We start from the raw sequence: 20,257 nt of genomic DNA on the forward strand, positions 1-20,257 counted from the left end.
CCGACACGCATGGATAGCCCGACACCGCCCGGCGCCGCCGCCATCCTCGCCCCCACGGCCCGCGCCGGCGATGCCGCGTCGCTGCGCGAGAGCATCCTGCACAAGCTGACCTACGACCTCGGCAAAAGCCGCCTCGGCGCGCGCGACCGCGACTGGTTCATCGCGACCGCCCTGGCCGTGCGCGAGCGCATCGTCGACCGCTGGATCGACCTGACCCGCGCCACCTACCAGTCCGGCGCCAAGCAGGTGTACTACCTCAGCCTGGAGTTCCTGATCGGCCGGCTGCTGCGCGACAATGTCTGCAACCTCGGCCTGGTCGGCGCGATCCGGGAGGCGCTGGAGCCGCTCGGCGTCGATGTCGAGAAGCTGCGGATCGCGGAGCCCGACGCCGCGCTCGGCAATGGCGGCCTCGGCCGGCTTGCGGCCTGCTTCATGGAAAGCATGGCCTCGCTGTCCATCCCCGCCTTCGGCTACGGCATCCGCTACGACCATGGCCTGTTCCGCCAGATCATCCGCGACGGCTGGCAGCATGAATTCCCCGAGGATTGGCTGAACTTCGGCAACCCCTGGGAATTTGCCCGCCCGGAAATCTCCCACACCATCGGCTTCGGCGGCACGGTGGAGGCGGTGAACCTCTCCGAGGCCCAGGTGAAGCATGTCTGGAAGCCCGGCGAGACGGTGCAGGCAGTGGCCTATGACACGCCGATCGTCGGCTGGCGCGGCGTGCATGTGAACACGCTGCGGCTGTGGTCGGCCCGCGCGACGGACCCGCTGCGCCTCGATGCCTTCAACTCCGGCGACCACATCGGCGCGCTGTCGGAAAAGGTGCGGGCGGAGAGCATCTCGAAGCTGCTCTACCCCTCCGATGAAAGCCCGGCCGGCCAGGAACTGCGGCTGCGGCAGGAATACTTCTTCTCCTCCGCCGCGCTGCAGGACCTGGTGCGCCGGCACATCCGCGTCTACGGCGACCTGCGCTCCCTGCCTGACCGCGTCGCGATCCAGCTCAACGACACGCACCCGGCGATCGTGGTGGCGGAGCTGCTGCGCATCTGCGTCGATCTGCACGACATCCCGTGGGACGAGGCGTGGGACATCACGCGCCGCACCATCAGCTACACCAACCACACCCTGCTGCCGGAGGCGCTGGAATCCTGGCCGGTGCCACTGATGGAGCGGCTGCTGCCGCGCCACATGCAGCTGATCTACCTGATCAACGCCTTCCACCTGGACGAGGTCCGCATCAAGCACCCGGATGACGGCCGCATGCTGTCCTCCGTCTCCGTCATCGAGGAAGGCCACGGCCGCCGCGTCCGCATGGGCCATCTCGCCGTCGTCGGCTCGCACAAGGTCAACGGCGTCTCCGCGCTGCATTCGGACCTGTTGAAGACGACGGTGTTCAGCGATTTCCACACGCTGTTCCCGGGCAAGCTGACCAACAAGACCAACGGCATCACCTTCCGCCGCTGGCTGCAGCAGTGCAACCCGGCACTGACCTCCCTGCTGGTCGAGGCCTGCGGCCCGCAGGTGCTCGACGATGCGATGGCGCTGGAGAAGCTGCGGCCGCTGGCGGGCGACGCCGCCTTCCAGCAGAAATTCGCCGCGGTGAAGCGCGCCAACAAGCAGGCGCTGGCCGCCCTGGTGCGCGACCAGCACCAGCTCCGCATCGACCCCGATGCGATCTTCGACGTGCAGATCAAGCGAATCCACGAATACAAGCGCCAGCTTCTGAACGTGCTGGAAGCCGTCGCGCTGTACGACGAGATCCGCAGCCAGCCGACCAGAAGCTGGGTCCCGCGCGTAAAAATCTTCGCCGGCAAGGCGGCCAGCAGCTACCACCGCGCCAAGCTCATCATCAAGCTGGCGCATGACGTGGCCCGCGTGGTCAACAGCGACCCCACCGTGCGCAACCTGCTGAAGATCGCCTTCCTGCCGAACTACAACGTGTCCCTGGCCGAGATCATCGTTCCCGCCGCCGACCTGTCGGAGCAGATTTCCACCGCGGGCATGGAGGCGTCCGGCACCGGCAACATGAAGCTGGCGCTGAACGGCGCGCTGACCATCGGCACGCTGGACGGCGCCAATGTCGAGATCAAGGAGCATGTCGGCGACGACAACATCTTCATCTTCGGCCTGACCACCGAACAGGTGGCACAGCACCGCGCGCAGGGAATCCAGGGCGCCGCCTCCATCGAGAAGTCGCGCCGCCTGAAGGAAGCGCTGGAGCAGGTCGAGGCCGGCGTGTTCTCCCCGGACGATCCCACCCGCTACCGCTCGCTCGTCGCGGATTTGCGCGCCACCGACTACTTCCTGGTGACCGCGGATTTCGACAGCTACTACGACGCGCAGCGCCAGGTGGACGAACGCTGGCGCGACCCGAAGGGCTGGTGGCGCTCCGCCGTGCTGAACACGGCGAATGTCGGCTGGTTCTCCTCCGACCGCACCATCGCCGAATACGCCCAGGAAATCTGGAACGTGCCGGTCAAGCGTTGAAGACGGTCAAGCGTTGAAGACGGTCAAGCGCTGATGTCCGACGGCTGGCGCATGCCGCAGGGCGAGGTCGAAGCCCTGCGGAACGCCCGCCACGGCGACCCCTTCGCCTGGCTCGGCCCGCACCAGGTGGAACCGGGCCTGGTGGTGCGGGCGCTGGTTCCCGGCGCCGCGCGGCTGTTCGTCCTGCCGGCGGATGGCGGTGGCGCCCTGGCACTGGAACGCCGCGATCCCTGCGGGCTGTTCGAGGGCCTGCTGCCCGGCCGCGCCCTGCCCTTCGCCTACAGCCTGCGTGCCGAGAACGCCGGCGGAACCTGGCCGGTCGAGGATCCCTACCGCTTCGGCCCCACCCTCGGCCCGCTCGACGACCACCTGCTGGTGGAGGGCACGCATCGCCGGCTGCATGAACGCCTCGGCGCGCACCTCGTCACGCATGAAGGAACGCCGGGCACCCGCTTCGCGGTCTGGGCGCCCAACGCCCGCCGCGTGTCCGTCGTTGGCGATTTCAACACCTGGGACGGCCGCCGCCATCCCATGCGGAAGCGGCACGACAGCGGTCTGTGGGAAATCTTCCTCCCCGGCCTCGAGGCCGGCGCCGCCTACAAGTTCGAGGTCGTGGGCGCCGATGGGCAAGTGCAGCCGCTGAAGGCCGACCCCTTCGGCCGCGCCGCGCAACTGCGCCCGGAAAATGCCTCCCTGGTCCAGGCGGCGCCGCCCTTCGCCTGGACCGACCAGGGCTTCGTCGCCAGCCGTACCGCGCGGAACTCGGCGCGCGCGCCGATCTCGATCTACGAAGTCCACGCCTCCTCCTGGCGCCGGCATCCCGATGGCCGCTTCTATGACTGGGACGACCTTGTCGTCGCCCTGGTCCCCTACGTCGCCTGGCTCGGCTTCACCCACATCGAGCTGATGCCGGTGATGGAACACCCTCTCGATGAAAGCTGGGGCTACCAGCCCATCGGCCTGCACGCACCCACCGCCCGGCTCGGCGATGGGGAGGGGCTGAAGCGCTTCGTCGCGGCCTGCCATGCCCAGGGCATCGGCGTGATCCTGGACTGGGTGCCGGCGCATTTTCCCCAGGACGCGCACGGGCTGGCGCGGTTCGATGGCGGAACCCTGTACGAGCATCCCGACCCGAAGCGCGGCTTCCACCGCGGCTGGGGCACCGCCACCTATGATTTCGGCCGGCGGGAGGTGGCGGGCTACCTCGCCTCCAACGCGTTGTACTGGGTGCGGGACTTCCATGCGGACGGGCTGCGCGTCGATGCCGTGTCCTCCATGGTCTATCTCGACCATGGCCGCGGCCCGGGCGACTGGGCGCCCAACGCCGAGGGCGGCACCGAACATGCCGAGGCCATCGGCTTCCTGCGCCAGTTCAACGCCCTGCTGGCCGAGGAAGCCCCCGGCGCCGCCGTCTTCGCCGAGGAATCGACCAGCTTCCCCGGCATCACCCACCCCATCGCCGAGGGCGGGCTCGGCTTCCGGTTCAAGTGGAACATGGGCTGGATGAACGACACGCTGCGCTACGTGGCGATGGACCCGCTGCACCGCCGCTGGCACCACAACCTGGTCACCTTCGGCCTGACGTACGCCTTCTCCGAACGCTTCGTGCTGCCGCTGAGCCATGACGAGGTGGTGCACGGCAAGGGCTCGCTGCTGGGCCGCATGCCGGGCGATGACTGGCAGCGATTCGCGACGCTCCGCGCCTACTACGCGATGATGTGGGGCCATCCCGGCAAGAAGCTGCTGTTCATGGGCGGCGAATTCGGCCAGTGGCGCGAATGGTCGGAGGCGCGGGAGCTGGATTGGTGGCTGCTGCAATTCCCGCCGCACCAGGGCGTGCAGGGCCTGGTGCGGGAGCTCAACCATCTTCACAGCACCCTGCCCGCGCTCCATGCCGGCGACGCCGACCCGGCCGGCTTCCGCTGGATCGATGCCGACAATGCCGAGATGTCGGTGTTCAGCTGGCTGCGCCTGGACCCTGCCGGCGGCACGCCCGTCGCCGTGCTCTGCAACATGACCCCGGTGCCGCGCACCACGCTCCGCTTCGGCCTGCCCCATGCCGGCATATGGCGCGAGGTGTTGAACACCGATGCCACTGGTTTCGGCGGCTCCGGCATGGGCAATCTGGGGCGGGTGGCGGCGGAGGACCAGCCCGCGCATGGCCTGCCGGCTTCCGCCGTGGTGGTCTTGCCGCCCCTCGCCACCATCTATCTGATTGCGGACGAGATCGCGAACGAAACGGGGGGCCTAGCCGATGCCACAGAGCCGTAGCCAGGCCTCCGCGCCCTTGGCCCGCACCGCCATGGCCTTCGTGCTGGCGGGCGGGCGGGGCAGCCGGCTGATGGAACTGACGGACCGCCGCGCCAAGCCGGCGGTTTTTTTCGGCGGCAAGTCCCGCATCATCGATTTCGCCCTGTCCAACGCCATCAATTCCGGCATCCGCCGCATCGGCGTGGCCACCCAGTACAAGGCGCACAGCCTGATCCGCCACCTGCAACGCGGCTGGAACTTCCTGCGGCCGGAGCGCAACGAGACCTTCGACATCCTGCCCGCCAGCCAGCGCGGCGATGGCGCCAACTGGTACCTCGGCACCGCGGATGCCGTGTACCAGAACATCGACATCATCGAGGACATGGCGCCGCGCCACATGGTCATCCTGGCCGGCGACCATGTGTACAAGCAGGACTACGAGCACATGCTGCAACAGCATGTGGACAGTGGCGCCGACGTGACGGTGGGCTGCATCGCCGTGCCGCGGATGGAAGCCCGCGCCTTCGGCGTCATGCATGTGAACACCGAAAGCCAGATCGTGCAGTTCCTGGAAAAGCCCGCCGACCCGCCCGGCATCCCGGGGCGGGAGGACCTGGCGCTGGCCTCCATGGGCATCTACGTCTTCGAGACGAAGTTCCTGTTCGACCAGCTCCGCCGCGACGCCGCCGAGCCGGGCAGCCAGCGCGACTTCGGCCACGACATCATCCCCTACCTGGTCAAGCACGGGAAAGCCGTTGCGCATCGCTTCGAGCGCAGCTGCGTCCGCTCCGGCGCCGAGGCCAAGCCCTATTGGCGCGACGCCGGCACCATCGACGCCTATTGGGAAGCGAACATCGACCTCACCGACGTGGTGCCGGAGCTCGACCTGTTCGACCGCGACTGGCCGATCTGGACCTATGCCGAGATCGTGCCGCCGGCGAAGTTCGTGCACGACGAGGACGGGCGGCGCGGCGAGGCGATTTCCTCCCTCGTCTCCGGCGGCTGCATCGTCTCCGGCGCCAGCGCCCGCCGGTCGCTGCTCTGCACCGGCGTCCACCTGCATTCCTTCGCGCGGATCGAGGGGGCGGTGATCCTGCCCTATGTCGATGTCGGCCGCGGCGCCCGCCTGACCAACGTCGTCATCGACCGCGGCGTCCGCATCCCGGACGGGCTGGTGATCGGCGAGGACCCGGAGGAGGACGCACGCCGCTTCCGACGCACCGAAAAGGGCATCTGCCTGGTGACCCAGGCGATGCTCGACAAGCTCGGGGAATGACGGCCGCCGCGAAAAGCCCTCTCCCCCCTGGGGGGTTCGACGCGCTGCGTCGAAGGTTGGGTCAGGGGGGCGCGTCCGCAGATTGCCGTCGCCGCCCTGATGCAACGGTCGCCTTCGCGGTGGCCAGCGGACCTTCCGCTCAGGAGGCCCGCTCACGAAGCCCCCTCACCCAACCCTCTCCCCCAAATCGGGGGAGAGGGCTTCAGGTCCGGCCTATGAACTCGGTTCCGGCGCAGGACGCATGACCCTCCGCATCCTCTCCGTCGCCTCCGAATGCGTGCCCCTGGTCAAGACAGGCGGCCTCGCCGACGTGGTCGGCGCGCTGCCGGCGGCGCTGGTGGCGCAGGGCTGCAAGGTCACCACGCTGCTGCCGGGCTATCCCGCCGTCCTGGCGGCGCTCGGCGGCGGCCGCGCGCTGCGGCGGATCGACGACCTGTTCGGCGGCCCGGCCCGGCTGCAACGCGGGGAGGTCGCGGGCCTCGACCTGATCGCGATCGACGCGCCGCATCTGTTCGACCGTCCGGGCAACCCGTACCTCTCCCCCGCCGGCACCGAATGGCCGGACAACGGCCTGCGCTTCGCGGCGCTGGGCGCCATGGCGGCACTGGTCGCGACCGGCGGGCTGCGCAACCTCGGCTTCGACCTGATGCATGCGCATGACTGGCAGGCCGGACTCGCCCCCGCCTACCTCCGCTTCGCCCCGGGCGCCCGGCGCATCCCCAGCATCTTCACGGTCCACAACCTGGCCTTCCAGGGGCAGTTCCCGCTCTCCCTGTTCCCGCGCCTCGGCCTGCCGCCGCAGGCGCTATCGGTGGAGGGGCTGGAGTATTTCGGCACGCTCGGCTTCCTCAAGGCCGGGCTCTGGTATGCGGATCGCCTGACCACCGTCTCGCCCACCTATGCCGCGGAAATCCGCACGCCGGAGATGGGCATGGGCCTCGATGGCCTGCTGCGCGGCCGCGCCGGCGCCGTATCCGGCATCCTGAACGGCATCGACACCGCAAGCTGGGACCCGGCGAGCGACGCGCTGCTGCCGGCCGCCTTCAGCGCTGGCGACCCTGCCGCGCGCGCTGCCAACAAGGCCGCATTGCAGCGCCGGCTGGGGCTGGAGGAAGACCCGGACGCGCTGCTGTTCGGCTTCGTCGGCCGGCTGACCTGGCAGAAGGGCGTCGACCTCATCCTCGGCGCGCTGCCCACGTTGCTCGGCCAGGGCGCGCAGCTCGGGGTGCTGGGCGCCGGCGAGCCGGGGCTGGAACAGGGGCTGCGCGCCGCGGCCCACGCGAACCCCGGCCGGGTCGGCTGCGAGATCGGATACGACGAGGCGCTGGCCCGGCAGATCTATGCCGGCGCCGACGTGGTGCTGGTGCCGAGCCGGTTCGAGCCCTGCGGCCTCGCCCAGCTTTGCGCGCTGCGCTACGGCGCGCTGCCGCTGGTGGCCCATGTCGGCGGCCTGTCGGACAGCGTCATCGACGCCAACGAGATGGCGCTGGCCGAGGGCCAGGGCACCGGCCTCCACTTCTCCCCGGTGACGCGGGAGATGCTGGAGGCGGCAATCCTGCGCGCCGGCGGATTGTGGCGAAACCAGGACGTGTTTCGGCGGTTGCAGTCCAACGCGCTGCGCACCGATGTCTCCTGGACCCGGTCGGCGGCACGCTACGCCGCCTTGTACCGGGAGACCGTCACGCATGCCGTCTGAACCATCGCAGGGCTGGCCCGAGCCGCTCGGGGCCACCCTGGACGAGACGGGTGCCAACTTCGCCTACCCCGCACCCGGCGCCACCACCGTCTCCATCTGCCTGTTCGACGCGCATGGCCGCGAGACCGCGCGCATCCGCCTGCCCGGCCGCACCGGGGATGTGCATCACGGCCATGTCGCAGGCCTTGCGGAGGGCATCCGCTACGGGTTGCGCGTCGAGGGGCCGTGGAAGCCGTCCCGCGGCCACCGCTTCAACGCCCACAAGCTGCTGGTGGACCCCTGGGCGCGCGCGCTGGACCGCGCCTTCGCCCTGCACCCCGCGCAGTTCGACACCGGCGAGGCGCCGGACGAAACCGACAGCGCGCCCTTCCTGCCAAAGGCAATCCTGACCGCCCCGCAGCCGCCCGCCCCCGGGCGCGCGCCGCGCGGCCCGCAGGTGATCTACGAGCTGCATGTGAAGGGCTTCTCCGCCCTGAACCCGGATGTGCCGCCGGACCGGCGCGGCACCTTCGCCGGCCTCGGCCATCCCTCCTCCGTCGAATACCTGCGCGCGCTCGGCGTCACCACGGTGGAACTGCTGCCGACGGCGGCCTGGATCGAGGAGCGGCATTTGCCGCCGCTCGGCCTGACCAACTACTGGGGCTACAACCCGGTCGCGCTGCTGGCGCCCGATCCGCGGCTGGCCCCGGGCGGCATGGCGGAGGTCCGCGCCGCGGTCGATGCGCTGCATGCCGCCGGCATCGCGGTGATCCAGGACGTGGTGTTCAACCACACCGGCGAATGCGACGAACTCGGCCCGACCCTGTCGCTCAAGGGCCTCGCCAACGCCGCCTTCCACCGCCTGCTGCCGGAGGACGGCCGCCGCTACGCCAACGACGCGGGCTGCGGCAACACGCTGGCGCTGGACCGGCCCTGGCCGCTGCGCCTGGTCATGGATGCCTTCCGGCATTGGGCCGAACAGGGCGGGCTGGACGGCTTCCGGCTGGACCTCGCCACCACCCTGGCGCGCCGGGACACCGGCTTCGACGCCGACGCGCCGCTGATCCAGGCGATGCGCCAGGACCCGGTGCTGCGCCGCCTGCTCATCGTCGCCGAGCCCTGGGACATCGGCATGGGGGGCTACCAGCTCGGCCGCTTCCCGCCCGGCTGGGGCGAGTGGAACGACCGCTTCCGCGACGATGTCCGCCGCTTCTGGCGCGGCGATGCCGGGCGGATCGGCGCGCTGGCCACGCGCCTCGCCGGTTCTGCCGACACCTTCGTGCACCGCCCGCTGTCGGACAGCGTGAACTACGTCACCGCACATGACGGCTTCACGCTCGCCGACCTCGTCAGCTACGCGGGCAAACACAACCACGCCAATGGCGAGCACAACCGGGACGGCACGGACGACAACATCTCCTGGAACAACGGCGCCGAGGGCGAGACCGATGACCCGGAGATCAAGGCGCGCCGGCAGGGGGATATCCGCGCCCTGCTCGCCACCCTGCTGCTGTCGCGCGGCACGCCGATGCTTTCAATGGGCGACGAAGCGGGGCGCAGCCAGGGCGGCAACAACAACGCCTATGCGCAGGACAATGCGCTGAGCTTCCTCGACTGGTCGCGCCTCGATGCCGGGCTGCGCGACTTCACCCGCAAGCTGGTGAAGGCGCGCCTGGCCCACCCGGCCCTGCACGACACCGCGCCGCTGACCGGCGTGCCGCAGCCCGATGGCCTGCCGGATGTCTCCTGGCTGCGCCCCGACGCCACGCCGATGGACCACGCCGCCTGGCACGATCCGGAACGGCGCGCCGTCGCCGTCCTGCTGCACAGCGATGGCGATCGCTGCCTGCTGGCGCTGAACGCCGGCGAGGCGACGCCCTTCGCCCTGCCGGCGCCGCGCCCCGGCCAGGGCTGGGAACTGCTCGCCGACAGCAGCGCCCCCGACGCCACGTCGCTGCCTGCCACCCTGCCCGCCCGCGCCGTGCTGCTGCTGGCCGAGGCGCCGCTGCCCAGCGGTGCGGCGGATGACGGTGCGCTGCTCGCCCGCCTCGCCCGCGCCGCCGGGATCGACACGCGCTGGTACCCGATCGGCGGCGCCGAGACGATCGTGCCCGCCACCACGCTGCGCACCCTGCTCGGCGCGCTGGACCTGCCGGCCGGGAATGCCGGGGCGATCCGCGACAGCCTGTCGCGCCTTTCCGCCCCGCCCGGCCTGCCCGCCTCCCTCACCCATCGCGGCGACGCCCCGGTGGACCTGCCGCTGCCGCTGTCCGACCGCGCCGTGATGCTGCGCATGGTCCTTGAGGACGGCCAGGAACACCGCGTCGAGGTGCCGCCCACCGCCGGCGCGACGCAGCGCCTGACCCTGCCCGATGGCCGCCCCGCCGCGCAGCGGCTTGTCGCCCTGCCGCCACTGCCGGTCGGCCGCCACACGGTGTTCGACGAGGCGGCGCCGGACCGGCGCTGCGTGCTCGCGGTCGCCCCCATGCGCTGCTACCTGCCGCTGGAGGACGGAGAGCGCCGCTTCGGCCTCTCGGCGCAGATCTACGGCCTGCGCCACGCGCGCGACCAGGGCATCGGCGACTTCACCGCGGTGGCCGATTTCGCCCGGATGGCCGCCGCGGAGGGCGCCATGCTCGCCGGCCTCAGCCCGCCGCACGCGCTGTTCCCGACGGACCGGGAGCGCGCCAGCCCCTACCACCCCTGCGACCGCCGCTTCCTCGACCCGATCTACATCGACGTCACCGCCCTGCCCGTCCTCGGCGACCTGCCGGCGGTCCGCGCCGCCCTGGCGCAGGCGGAGCCCCTGTTCCGCGCCCTCTCGGCGCGCCCGGCCGTGGACCATGCCGCGGTCTGGAGCGCCAAGCAGGCGGTGCTGCGCGCAGCCTGGCAGGCACTGCCCCCGGGCCAGCCCGATTTCGCAGCGTTCCGGCAGGAGGGCGGCGAGGCGCTCGAACATTTCTGCACCTGGGTCGCCATCGCCAACCAGGTCGGCCATGGCGACGCCCGCAACTGGCCGACCGGCCTGCGCCACGGCGAGGATGCCGGCGTCGCCGCCTTCCGCGCGCAGCACCCGCGGGAGATCGGCTTCGCCGCCTTCCAGCAATGGCTGGCCGACGCGCAGCTTGCGGTGGCCGGCCGCGCCGGCGCCGGGCTGTACCGCGACCTCGCCGTGGGCTCCGCGCCCGATGGCGCCGAAAGCTGGTCGCGCGACAGCCGCTTCCTGTCCGGCTTCTCGGTCGGCGCGCCGCCGGACCCCTTCGCCGCCGAGGGCCAGGTCTGGGGCCTGCCGCCGCCCGACCCGCGCGCCGGCGCCGCCAACGGCCACGCCGCCTTCGCCCGCCTGATCCGCGCCAACATGCGCCACGCCGCGGCGCTGCGCGTGGACCACGTGCTCGGCCTGCGCCGCCTGTTCCTGGTCCCGGAAGGTGCGAAGGGGTCCGAGGGCACCTACCTCGCCCAGCCCTTCTCCGACTTCCTCGGCCAGATGGCGATCGAGAGCCACCGCGCGAAATGCCTGGTGGTCGGCGAGGATCTCGGCACCGTGCCGGAAGGCATGGGCGAGGCGCTGCAGGCGGCCAACGTCCTGTCCTACCGCGTGCTGTGGTTCGAACGGCAGGGGCCGCACTTCAAGCCGCCGGAGACCTGGCCCGCCCGCGCCGCCGCCTGCGTCTCCACCCACGATCTCGCCACGCTGGCCGGCTTCTGGGCCGGCGCGGACCTGACGGAGCGCGCCGAACTCGGCCTGCTGGCCGACCCCGACGCCGCCTGGGCCGAGCGCGCCGCCGACCGCGCCGCGCTGCTGGAGGCGCTGGACAGCCAGGGCCTGCGGCCGCCCGGCGTCACCGCCGACAGCCCGATGGACGACGCCCTGGCCGCCGCCATCCATGGCTTCGTGGCCTCAGCCGCCTCCGCCATGCTGCTGGTGCAGACCGAGGACCTGGCCGGGGAGACGGTGGCCGTGAACCTGCCCGGCACGGACCGGGAGCGTCCGAACTGGCGCCGCCGCCTGCCCGCCCCGCCTGAGGCTCTGCGCGCCCTGCCCCGCGCCCAGGCCATCCTGGCGGCGTTGCGCCGGCTGCGCGGCTGAACCCATCCCCCGGGGCTAGGCTCCGCCGCCAGTGCATTGCAAACTGTCGGCGAAGTCCAAGGGGTGGAAGCATGTCGACCGAAGCCGGTGAGAAGTTCCAGACGCTGCATGAACTGGTGAAGGCCGCCAAGCTCAAGCTCAACGCCAATATCTGGGACTACCTGGTCGGCGCGACCGAGACCGAGACCACCATGCAGCGCAACCGCGCCGCGCTGGATGCCTGGGCCTTCCGGCCGCGCGTGCTGCGCGATGTCAGCAAGGTGGACAGCAGCGGCGACTTCCTCGGCAAACGACGCATCCGCCTGCCGGTGGCGCTCGCGCCGGTCGGGTCGCTCGACAGCTTCGATCCGGGCGGGGCGGCGACGGCCGGGCGCGCGGCGGCCGAATTCGGCGTGCCGATCATCGTCAGCAGCGTCACCGAACCCGGCCTGGAAGGCTCCGCCACCGCCAACCCGGACGGCGCCAAGGTCTTCCAGCTGTATGTCCGCGGCGACGCGGACTTCATCGACGAGCACATCCGCCGCGCCATGGATGCCGGCTACGACGCCTTCGCCATCACGGTGGACACAGCGCATTACAGCCGGCGGGAACGCGACATCGCCAAGCGCTTCGTCAAGCATTGGCGCGCCCGCAACACCGGCATGAACTACCAGGCCGCCTTCAACTGGTCCGACATCGCGCGAATCCGCGCGACGCACCCTGGCGTCACCCTCATCCTGAAGGGCATCGGCACCGGCGAGGATGCCGAGATCGCGGTCCAGCACGGGATCGAGGTGGTCTATGTCTCGAACCATGGCGGCCGCCAGCTCGACCATGGCCGCGGCTCGCTCGCCGTGCTGCCGGAGGTGGTGGAGGCCGTGGGCGGCCGCGCCCGGGTCTGGATGGATGGCGGCATCAGCCGTGGCTCGGACCTGGTGAAGGCGGTGGCGCTGGGGGCGGAGGTGGTCGGCCTCGGCCGGCTGTACTGCTACGGCCTGGCGGCCGGCGGCCAGGATGGCGTGAGGCGCGTGCTGCAACTGCTGGAGGACGAGGTGCAGACCTGCCTCGGCCTGCTCGGCGCCACCAGCTTCGCGACGGTCGAGCGGTCCATGCTGCAACAGGTCGCCCCGGTGGTGCCGCCGCACGTCCATTCGGCCTTCCCGCTGCTGGCGGAGCCGGAACGCGGCTACTGAGCCTTCGGCTGCTCGCGCGGAACTGAACCGGCGGCGTGGTCGACCGGGCGGGCCACGGTGCCTAGTCTGGCCTGCGGCCTTCCATTCCGCCGCCTTTGCCCGAGGAACCGTGCGAGTCCCCCATCACGTCATCCAGGACGCCGGCCGCGGCCTTCTGATCCTGGCCCTGGTCGCCACCACGCCGGCCGCGCTGGCCCAGCCACGCGGCCGCCCGGCACCCGCCGCCGAGCCGCTGCCCCTGCCACCCCCGGCCGCACCCTCCGCCACCGCGCCGGCCGCCGCAGAACCCGTGGAGCCGCCGCCACCCAGCCCGCCGCCGCCCAGCGCGGCCCCCGCCCCACCGGCCGCGGCCCCGCCCGTCGCCGCACCGCGCCCCGTGGCCGCGCCGCGCCAGGCGCGCCTGCAACGCCGCATCGGCCTGCCCGAACTGGGCCTGCCGGCGGGCCTCGCCTTCGGCGCCCCGGCGCGGGACCTGATGTTCCCGCTGCCGCGCGGCATCGCCGGCCTCGGCGCCCGGCTGGTGCTGGAGTTCGAGCTTTCCGCGCCGTTCCCCGGCCGCCACGCCGTGCGCATCACCGCCAATGACCGCGTGCTGGAAAGCCGCGCCTTCCCCGATGCCTCGGACCGCCTGACGCTGGAGCTGGAGGTTCCGCCCGAGGATCTGGCGCGCATGGAGGGCCTGCTGCACCTGCAGCTTCGCCTGGTCAGCGACCCGCCGGGCGAATCGGCCACGGCCACCCTGCGCACCGGCAGCCACCTGGCGCTGCTGTTGCCGCCCGCGCCTGAACTCGGCGTCGCGGCGCTGTTCCGCCTGCTGCCGCGCCAGACCCAGGTGCTGCTGCGGCCCGGCCCGATCAGCCCGGCGGAAGCCGCCGCCGCGCTGCGCATCGGACTCGCCCTGTCGCGCACCGGCCGGCACGTCAGCATCGGCAGTAACCCGCCCGGGCAGCCCCCGGCCGGGGCCGATGGCTTCCGCATCTGGGACACCGGCGCGGTGCTGGTCGGCCCCGGGGTGGAGGCCGCCTCCGTCCGGATCATGGAGGGCCAGCCGGTCCTGGTCCTCGGCGGCGCCGAGCCGGATCGCGCCGCGGGGCTGCTGGACAGCGCCTGGCAGGACGCCGCGATCGGCGGCGCCATCCAGGGCGGGCTGAGCGCGCCGGCCGATCCGGCGGCCACCGCGCGACCGGCCACCCTGGCGCTCGCCGCCCTGCGCGGCAGCACGGCGCCGCAGGCCCAGGCGCGCGCCAGCTGGTCGCTGGATTTTTCCACCCGTGACCTGCCACCCGGCACCTGGCCGGAGGCGATCGAGGCCGAGCTGCGCGCCGCGCCCGACCCCGCCGGCGGCCGCGCCGTGGCCAGCCTGCTGCTGAACCAGACCCTGCTCGGCACGGCCACCCTGTCCGCCGAGGGCCAGGGCCGGCTTGCCGCGCCGGTGCCGCAGGGGCTGGTGGCGCTGGAGAACCGCATCGAGGTGGTGGTGCAGCGCAGCGCCGCCACCGGCCCGGCGCAGCTTCAGCCCGGCAGCGTCCTGCGCCTGGGCGCGGCGCCGCCCGCGCGCGATTTCCTGGCGCTGCCCCCGGCCTTCGCGGCTGGCGTACAGGTGCTGGTGGACGCGCCGGGCGGGGCGCTGGTGGCCGAGCAACTCAACCCGCTGCTGTGGGTGCTGCGCGGCCTGGTGCCGCCCGCCGCGCCGCTGACGGTCCTGCCCGTGGTGCCCGAGAGCGCGGCGCAGCCCACCGGCCCCTTCATCGCCGCCACCCTGGACCCACCCGCCGGCACCGCCCCGGTGCTGCGCTTCGACGCCGGCCGGGTGGTGCTGTCCAACAGCGCGGGCCGCCCCCTGCTCGACCTTTCAGGACTCGAGCGGGTGATGGCAGTGCAGGTGCTGGAGTCGGAGGGCCATCCCGGCCTGTGGCTGCGCCGCATGGGTGCCCTGCCGTTGCTGCCCGCCGCCCCCCCGCTGCTGGACCGTGGCGACGTGGCGCTGCTGGACGGCCAGGGCGTTGCGCTGGCCTGGAACAGCGCGCCATCCCCCGTGGTCCGCGTGGCCTACCCGGACGCGGCCCCGGGTTTCAGCCTGCGCGCCTGGCGCCCGTGGATCGTCGGCGTGCTGTGGATTGCGGGCTTCGCGCTGGTGGTCTACGCTTTCGCCCGCCCGCGACGGACGGCGGAAGCCAAGACACCCTGAAACGCGAAAGGGCCGGACCCCTGAAGGTCCAGCCCTTGCGTCTGCATGAAAACCCGTGGCGGACCCGAAGGGACTCGAACCCCTAACCCCCAGATTCGTAGTCTGGTGCTCTATCCAATTGAGCTACGGGTCCGTACGGGAGCCGGTAGATAGCGGGGGACTTTCAGACGCGCAACCCCGCCACAACCAATTCTATGCGGAGAGTTTTTCAAGCTCCCGCAGCACCGCTTCACCCATCACGGTGGTGCCGACACGCGCCATTCCGGGCGCCATGATGTCCGCCGTGCGCAGGCCACCGGCGAGCACCTTTTCCACCGATTGCTCGATCAGCGCCGCATCCTCCTCCATCCCGAAGGACAGCCGCAGCAGCATCGCGAAGGACAGGATCTGCGCGCAGGGGTTGGCGATTCCGCGCCCGGCGATGTCCGGGGCCGAGCCGTGGATCGGCTCGTACAGCGCGTGCCGCCGCCCGTCCGGCTGCACCGCGCCGATGGTGGCCGAGGGCAGCATGCCGAGCGAGCCGGTCAGCGCCGCCGCGAGGTCCGACAGCACGTCGCCGAACAGGTTGCCGCCGAGCACGACGTCGAACTGCTTCGGCCGCGACGCCAGCTGCATCGCGCAGTTGTCGGCGTACATGTGCTCCAGCTCGACATCAGCATACTCCGCCTTGCCGACCTCACCCACCACGGCGCGCCACAGGCGGCCGGACTGCATGACGTTGGCCTTCTCGACGCTGGTGACCTTGTTGCGGCGCTTGCGCGCCAGGTCGAAGGCCACGCGCGCGACGCGGGCGATCTCGTCCTCGGAATAGATCTCCGTGTCGATGCCGACGCGCTTGCCGTGTTCGTTCAGGTGGATGCCGCGCGGCTCGCCGAAGTAGATGCCGCCGGTGGTCTCGCGCACGATCATGATGTCGAGCCCGCGCACCAACTCCGCGCGCAGCGAGGACGCCTCGACCAGCGGGTCCAGCACAACGGCCGGACGCAGATTGGCGAACAGCTGCAGGTCCTTGCGCAGCCGCAGGATGCCGAGTTCCGGCCGCTTGTCGAAGGGCAGGCTGTCCCACTTCGGACCGCCGACGGAGCCGAACAGCACGGCGTCCGCCTGCGTCGCCGCGGCCACCGTCTCGTCCGGGCAGGGCGAGCCTGTCGCATCCAGCGCGGCGCCGCCGACCAGGCCTTCGGTCACCTCGAACGTCACGCTGCGCTTGCGGTCCATCCAGTCGATGATGCGGCGCACTTCGCGCATCACCTCCGGGCCGATGCCGTCGCCCGGCAGGATCAGCAGCTTCTTGTTGGCGGGCATCGTGAAAGTCCTAAGGTTGCGCGTAGAGCCAGGGCTGCGCCGCGCGCTGCTTCGCCTCGAAGCCATCGATCGCCGGCGCGTGCTGCAGCGTCTGCCCGATATCGTCGAGGCCGTTCAGCAGCAGGTGGCGGCGGAAGGGATCGACCTGGAAGGGAATCTCCTCGCCATTCGGCCGCACCACCACCTGGCGTTCGAGATCGACCGTCAGGCGCGCATTGCCGCCCATGCGGGCGTCTTCCATCAACTGCTCGCACACCGCGCGCGGCAGGGCCACGGGCAGCACGCCGTTCTTGAAGCTGTTGGAGTGGAAGATATCGGCGAAGTCGGGGGCGATGACGCAGCGGATGCCGAAATCCAGCAGCGCCCAGGGCGCATGCTCGCGCGAGGAACCACAGCCGAAATTGTCGAAGGCGATCAGGATTTCCGCGTGGCGGTAGGGCTCCTGGTTCAGCACGAAGTCCGGGTTCTCCGACCCGTCCTCCTTGTACCGCATGTTCGCGAACAGCGACTTGCCGAGTCCGGTGCGCGCGATGGTCTTGAGGAAGCGCGCCGGGATGATCTTGTCCGTGTCGATGTTCGCCGCCGGCATCGGCGCCGCGACGCCGGTCAGCGTGGTGAAGGGCTGCATCTCACACGGCTTCCTTCGGCTGATGATTGCGCACATCGACAAGGTGGCCGTGGATCGCCGCCGCCGCCGCCATGGCCGGGGAGACCAGGTGCGTCCGCCCGCCCGGCCCCTGCCGGCCCTCGAAGTTGCGGTTGCTGGTGCTGGCGCTGCGCTGGCCCGGCGTCAGCTTGTCCGGGTTCATGCCGAGGCACATCGAACAGCCCGCCTCGCGCCATTCGAAGCCGGCTTCCTTCAGGATGAGGTCGAGCCCCTCATCCTCCGCCTGCTTCTTCACCAGCCCGCTGCCCGGCACGACCAGCGCGCGCACGTGGTCCGCGACCTTGTGGCCACGCGCGATGGCGGCGGCGGCGCGGATGTCCTCGATGCGGGAATTGGTGCAGGAGCCGATGAAGGCGACGTCGATCTTCAGCCCGTCCAGCTTCTGGCCCGGCTGCAGGTCCATGTAGTGCAGCATGCGCTGCATCTGCGCCCGGCGATCCTCATCCTCAACGGATGCCGGGTCCGGCACGATACCGGTGATCGGCAGCACGGCCTCCGGATTGGTGCCCCAGGTGACCTGCGGCGCGATCTCCGCGGCGTCGAGCACCACTTCCTTGTCGAAATGCGCGCCCTCATCAGAAGGCAGCGTCTTCCACCAGGCCACGGCCTTGTCGTAATCCGCGCCCTTCGGCGCGAAGGGCCGGCCCTTGACGTAGTCGAAGGTGGTCTGGTCCGGCGCCACCATGCCGGCGCGCGCGCCGGCCTCGATCGTCATGTTGCACAGCGTCATGCGCCCGGCCATGTCGAGCGCGCGGATCGCCTCGCCGGCATACTCGATCACATGGCCGGTGCCACCGCCCGTGCCGATCTTGCCGATGATGGCGAGCACGATGTCCTTCGCCGTGCAGCCCACCGGCAGCACGCCATCGACCGTCACGCGCATGTTCTTCGCCGGCTTCTGCAACAGCGTCTGCGTCGCCATCACATGCTCGACCTCGGAGGTGCCGATGCCGAAGGCGAGCGCGCCCATCGCGCCATGCGTCGAGGTGTGGCTGTCGCCGCAGACCAGCGTCATGCCCGGCAGGGACAGGCCGAGTTCCGGCCCGATGACATGCACGATGCCCTGGCGGATGTCGGTCAGCGGAATGTAGGGCACGCCGAACTCGACGACGTTGCGCTCCAGCGTTTCGACCTGCGTGCGGCTTTCCGGATCCTCGATCCGGCCATAGCGGGATGCGTCGGTGGCGATGTTGTGGTCGACCACCGCGATCGTCGCATCCGGGCGGCGCAGCTTTCGGCCGGCGAGGCGAAGGCCCTCGAAGGCCTGCGGGCTGGTGACTTCGTGGGTCAGGTGCTTGTCGATGTAGAGGACCGCGGTGCCATCCGGCAGCGTGTCCACCACATGGGCATCCCAGATCTTGTCGAACAGCGTGCGCGGCCTGGCCATCGCTTCCCCCTATCTCAACACATCCGCCGGCCCCCTCACCCAACCCTCTCCCCAAAGGGGGAGAGGGCTTTGCGAGGTCAGGCGGTGGCGGGCACTTCGCGCTTGTCGCGGGCGCGTTCCACGATGCGCGCCGCCTTGCCGGTCCGGCCACGCAGGTAATACAGCTTCGCGCGCCGCACCTTGCCGCGGCGGACGACGACGATCTCGGCGACGTTCGGCGAATACAGCGGGAAGATGCGCTCCACGCCCTCGCCGTAGGACAGCTTGCGGACGGTGAAGTTGCTGTTCAGGCCGCGGTTGCTGCGCGCGATGCAGACGCCTTCATAGGCCTGAACGCGGGTGCGCTCGCCTTCGACGACCTTCACCATGACGCGGAGCGTGTCGCCCGCATCGAAGGCCGGAGTCGCGCGCTTCTCGGAGAGGCGCGCCTGCTGCGCGGCCTCGAACTGCTGGAGCAGGTTCATCTTATGGTCCTTCCAATCAAATGCATCTAGGCGGCGGCCGGATGGCCGTCCAGCCGCGCTGGCCTGGCCAGCTCGTTTCGAAGATGTTTGTCCCACAGGTCGGGTCGCCGCATGCGCGTCGCCGCCTCCGCCTCCGCGCGCCGCCAGCGCGCAACTTCCGCATGGTGCCCGGACAGCAGCACATCCGGCACGCGCCGCGCCTGCCATTCGGCCGGGCGGGTGTAGTGCGGATATTCCAGCAGCCCCTCTGCGCCGTGGCTTTCCTCGGCGCCGCTCGCCACGCCGCCCATCACGCCCGGCAGCAGCCGGACGCAGGCATCGAGCAGCAGCAGCGCCGCCGGCTCGCCACCCGACAGCACGAAATCCCCGGCGGAGACCTCCAGCATGCCGCGCGCCTCGATCACCCGCTGGTCGACGCCCTCGTAGCGGCCGCACAGCAGCACCACGCCGGGTCCCGTCGACAACTCCCGCACCAGCGCCTGGTCCAGCAGCCGCCCACGCGGCGTCAGGTAGACCAGCGGCGCACCGGGGTTGCGCGCCTGTGCCGCGGCGCAGGCGGCATCGAGCACATCCGGCCGCATCACCATGCCCGCACCACCGCCGAACGGCGTATCGTCCACCGTCCGGTACCGGTCCGTGGCAAAGCCGCGGATGTCCATGGCGTCCACTGCCCAGCGCTGTTCGCGCAACGCCTTGCCCGCAAGGGAAAGGCCGAGTGGCCCCGGGAACATCTCAGGGAACAGCGTCAGGATGGTCGCCTGCCAGGTCATGCCGCTTCTTCCCCTGGCTGGGGCGGCACGATGATCTCGGCCGGAGGCGCCACGACGACACGCCCGCCGGCGATATCGACCACCGGCACGACCGCCTTGGTGAAGGGCAGCAGCAGCTCGCCAGCAGGACCATCGACAACCAGGAACGGCCCGGCGCCATGATCCTCGACCGCGCGCACCGTGCCGAGTTGCGCCCCATCCTCCCCGAAGGCCGGCAGGCCTTCCAGGTCGCACAGGAAGAACTCCTCGGGGTCCACCGGCGGCGGCAGCCGGTCGCGTTCGGCGAACAGCTTCGTGCCGGTCAGCTTCGCCGCCTGGTCGCGATCCGTCACGCCCTCGATGCGGGCGATGCCATCCGGCAGCACTGTCACGGCGAAGCGGCTCACGCCGGTCTCATCCGTCAGCGGGCCGTAGCTGGCCATGGCCATCGGGTCCGCGGTGAAGGCGCGCAGGCGCACGAGGCCGCGCACGCCATGCGGCCGCCCGATCTCGCCCACGATCACCCGCTTCACCCGCGCCACCC

At 71.3% G+C, this 20,257-nt stretch carries 13 protein-coding genes and 1 tRNA gene; 7 read left to right on the plus strand and 7 right to left on the minus strand.

The features are described from left to right. Nucleotides 1–9: 9 nt before the first annotated feature. The 7 genes from ACFHPP_RS13495 to ACFHPP_RS13525 all read left to right on the plus strand — a co-directional run bounded on the left by ACFHPP_RS13495 (nucleotide 10) and on the right by ACFHPP_RS13525 (nucleotide 15,141). A complete protein-coding gene (locus tag ACFHPP_RS13495; RefSeq protein ID WP_437163770.1) occupies nucleotides 10–2,490 on the plus strand; it encodes a glycogen/starch/alpha-glucan phosphorylase in 2,481 nt (826 codons plus the stop codon). Nucleotides 2,491–2,523: 33 nt separating this feature from the next. Continuing rightward, on the plus strand, nucleotides 2,524–4,761 hold the full coding sequence (gene glgB, locus ACFHPP_RS13500; RefSeq protein ID WP_437163771.1) for a 1,4-alpha-glucan branching protein GlgB: 2,238 nt from the start codon (nucleotides 2,524–2,526) through the stop codon (nucleotides 4,759–4,761). Next, nucleotides 4,745–6,016: a glucose-1-phosphate adenylyltransferase gene (gene glgC / locus ACFHPP_RS13505; RefSeq protein ID WP_437163772.1), complete on the plus strand. Its 1,272-nt coding sequence runs from the start codon at nucleotides 4,745–4,747 to the stop codon at nucleotides 6,014–6,016. Before glgB ends, glgC begins: the two co-directional genes overlap by 17 nt. Before the next feature lie 241 nt (nucleotides 6,017–6,257). Continuing rightward, nucleotides 6,258–7,712 (plus strand): glycogen synthase GlgA, encoded by a 1,455-nt coding sequence (gene glgA, locus ACFHPP_RS13510; RefSeq protein ID WP_437163773.1) that lies wholly within the window; start codon nucleotides 6,258–6,260, stop codon nucleotides 7,710–7,712. After that, nucleotides 7,702–11,781, plus strand: a complete 4,080-nt coding sequence (gene glgX, locus ACFHPP_RS13515) for a glycogen debranching protein GlgX (protein WP_437163774.1) — start codon at nucleotides 7,702–7,704, stop codon at nucleotides 11,779–11,781. The genes glgA and glgX overlap by 11 nt, the downstream gene beginning before the upstream one ends. A gap of 71 nt (nucleotides 11,782–11,852) precedes the next feature. Then, complete coding sequence (locus tag ACFHPP_RS13520; RefSeq protein WP_437163775.1) at nucleotides 11,853–12,953, plus strand: alpha-hydroxy acid oxidase; 1,101 nt, start codon at nucleotides 11,853–11,855, stop codon at nucleotides 12,951–12,953. Between the two features lie 109 nt (nucleotides 12,954–13,062). Beyond that, complete coding sequence (locus tag ACFHPP_RS13525; protein WP_437163776.1) at nucleotides 13,063–15,141, plus strand: hypothetical protein; 2,079 nt, start codon at nucleotides 13,063–13,065, stop codon at nucleotides 15,139–15,141. A 56-nt stretch (nucleotides 15,142–15,197) separates the two neighbouring features. Here ACFHPP_RS13525 and ACFHPP_RS13530 read toward each other — a convergent pair. From ACFHPP_RS13530 to rimM, 7 genes are all read right to left on the minus strand, one after another. Next, nucleotides 15,198–15,274 (minus strand) — tRNA-Arg (locus tag ACFHPP_RS13530). A gap of 59 nt (nucleotides 15,275–15,333) precedes the next feature. Continuing rightward, on the minus strand, nucleotides 15,334–16,446 hold the full coding sequence (gene leuB, locus ACFHPP_RS13535) for a 3-isopropylmalate dehydrogenase (protein WP_437163777.1): 1,113 nt from the start codon (nucleotides 16,444–16,446) through the stop codon (nucleotides 15,334–15,336). 10 nt (nucleotides 16,447–16,456) lie between these two features. Next, complete coding sequence (leuD, locus tag ACFHPP_RS13540; RefSeq protein ID WP_437163778.1) at nucleotides 16,457–17,074, minus strand: 3-isopropylmalate dehydratase small subunit; 618 nt, start codon at nucleotides 17,072–17,074, stop codon at nucleotides 16,457–16,459. Between the two features lies 1 nt (nucleotide 17,075). Continuing rightward, a complete protein-coding gene (leuC, locus tag ACFHPP_RS13545; protein ID WP_437163779.1) occupies nucleotides 17,076–18,500 on the minus strand; it encodes a 3-isopropylmalate dehydratase large subunit in 1,425 nt (474 codons plus the stop codon). A 77-nt stretch (nucleotides 18,501–18,577) separates the two neighbouring features. After that, nucleotides 18,578–18,964: a 50S ribosomal protein L19 gene (rplS, locus tag ACFHPP_RS13550; RefSeq protein ID WP_437163780.1), complete on the minus strand. Its 387-nt coding sequence runs from the start codon at nucleotides 18,962–18,964 to the stop codon at nucleotides 18,578–18,580. A 26-nt stretch (nucleotides 18,965–18,990) separates the two neighbouring features. Next, nucleotides 18,991–19,734, minus strand: coding sequence for a tRNA (guanosine(37)-N1)-methyltransferase TrmD (trmD, locus tag ACFHPP_RS13555; RefSeq protein ID WP_437163781.1), 744 nt, complete (start codon nucleotides 19,732–19,734; stop codon nucleotides 18,991–18,993). After that, entirely contained in the window at nucleotides 19,731–20,246 is a 516-nt protein-coding gene (gene rimM / locus ACFHPP_RS13560; RefSeq protein WP_437163796.1) for a ribosome maturation factor RimM, read from the minus strand. The genes trmD and rimM overlap by 4 nt, the downstream gene beginning before the upstream one ends. Nucleotides 20,247–20,257: the final 11 nt, after the last annotated feature.

Origin of the sequence: Falsiroseomonas sp. E2-1-a20 (assembly GCF_051433195.1) — a bacterium.
Lineage (GTDB): Bacteria > Pseudomonadota > Alphaproteobacteria > Acetobacterales > Acetobacteraceae > Falsiroseomonas.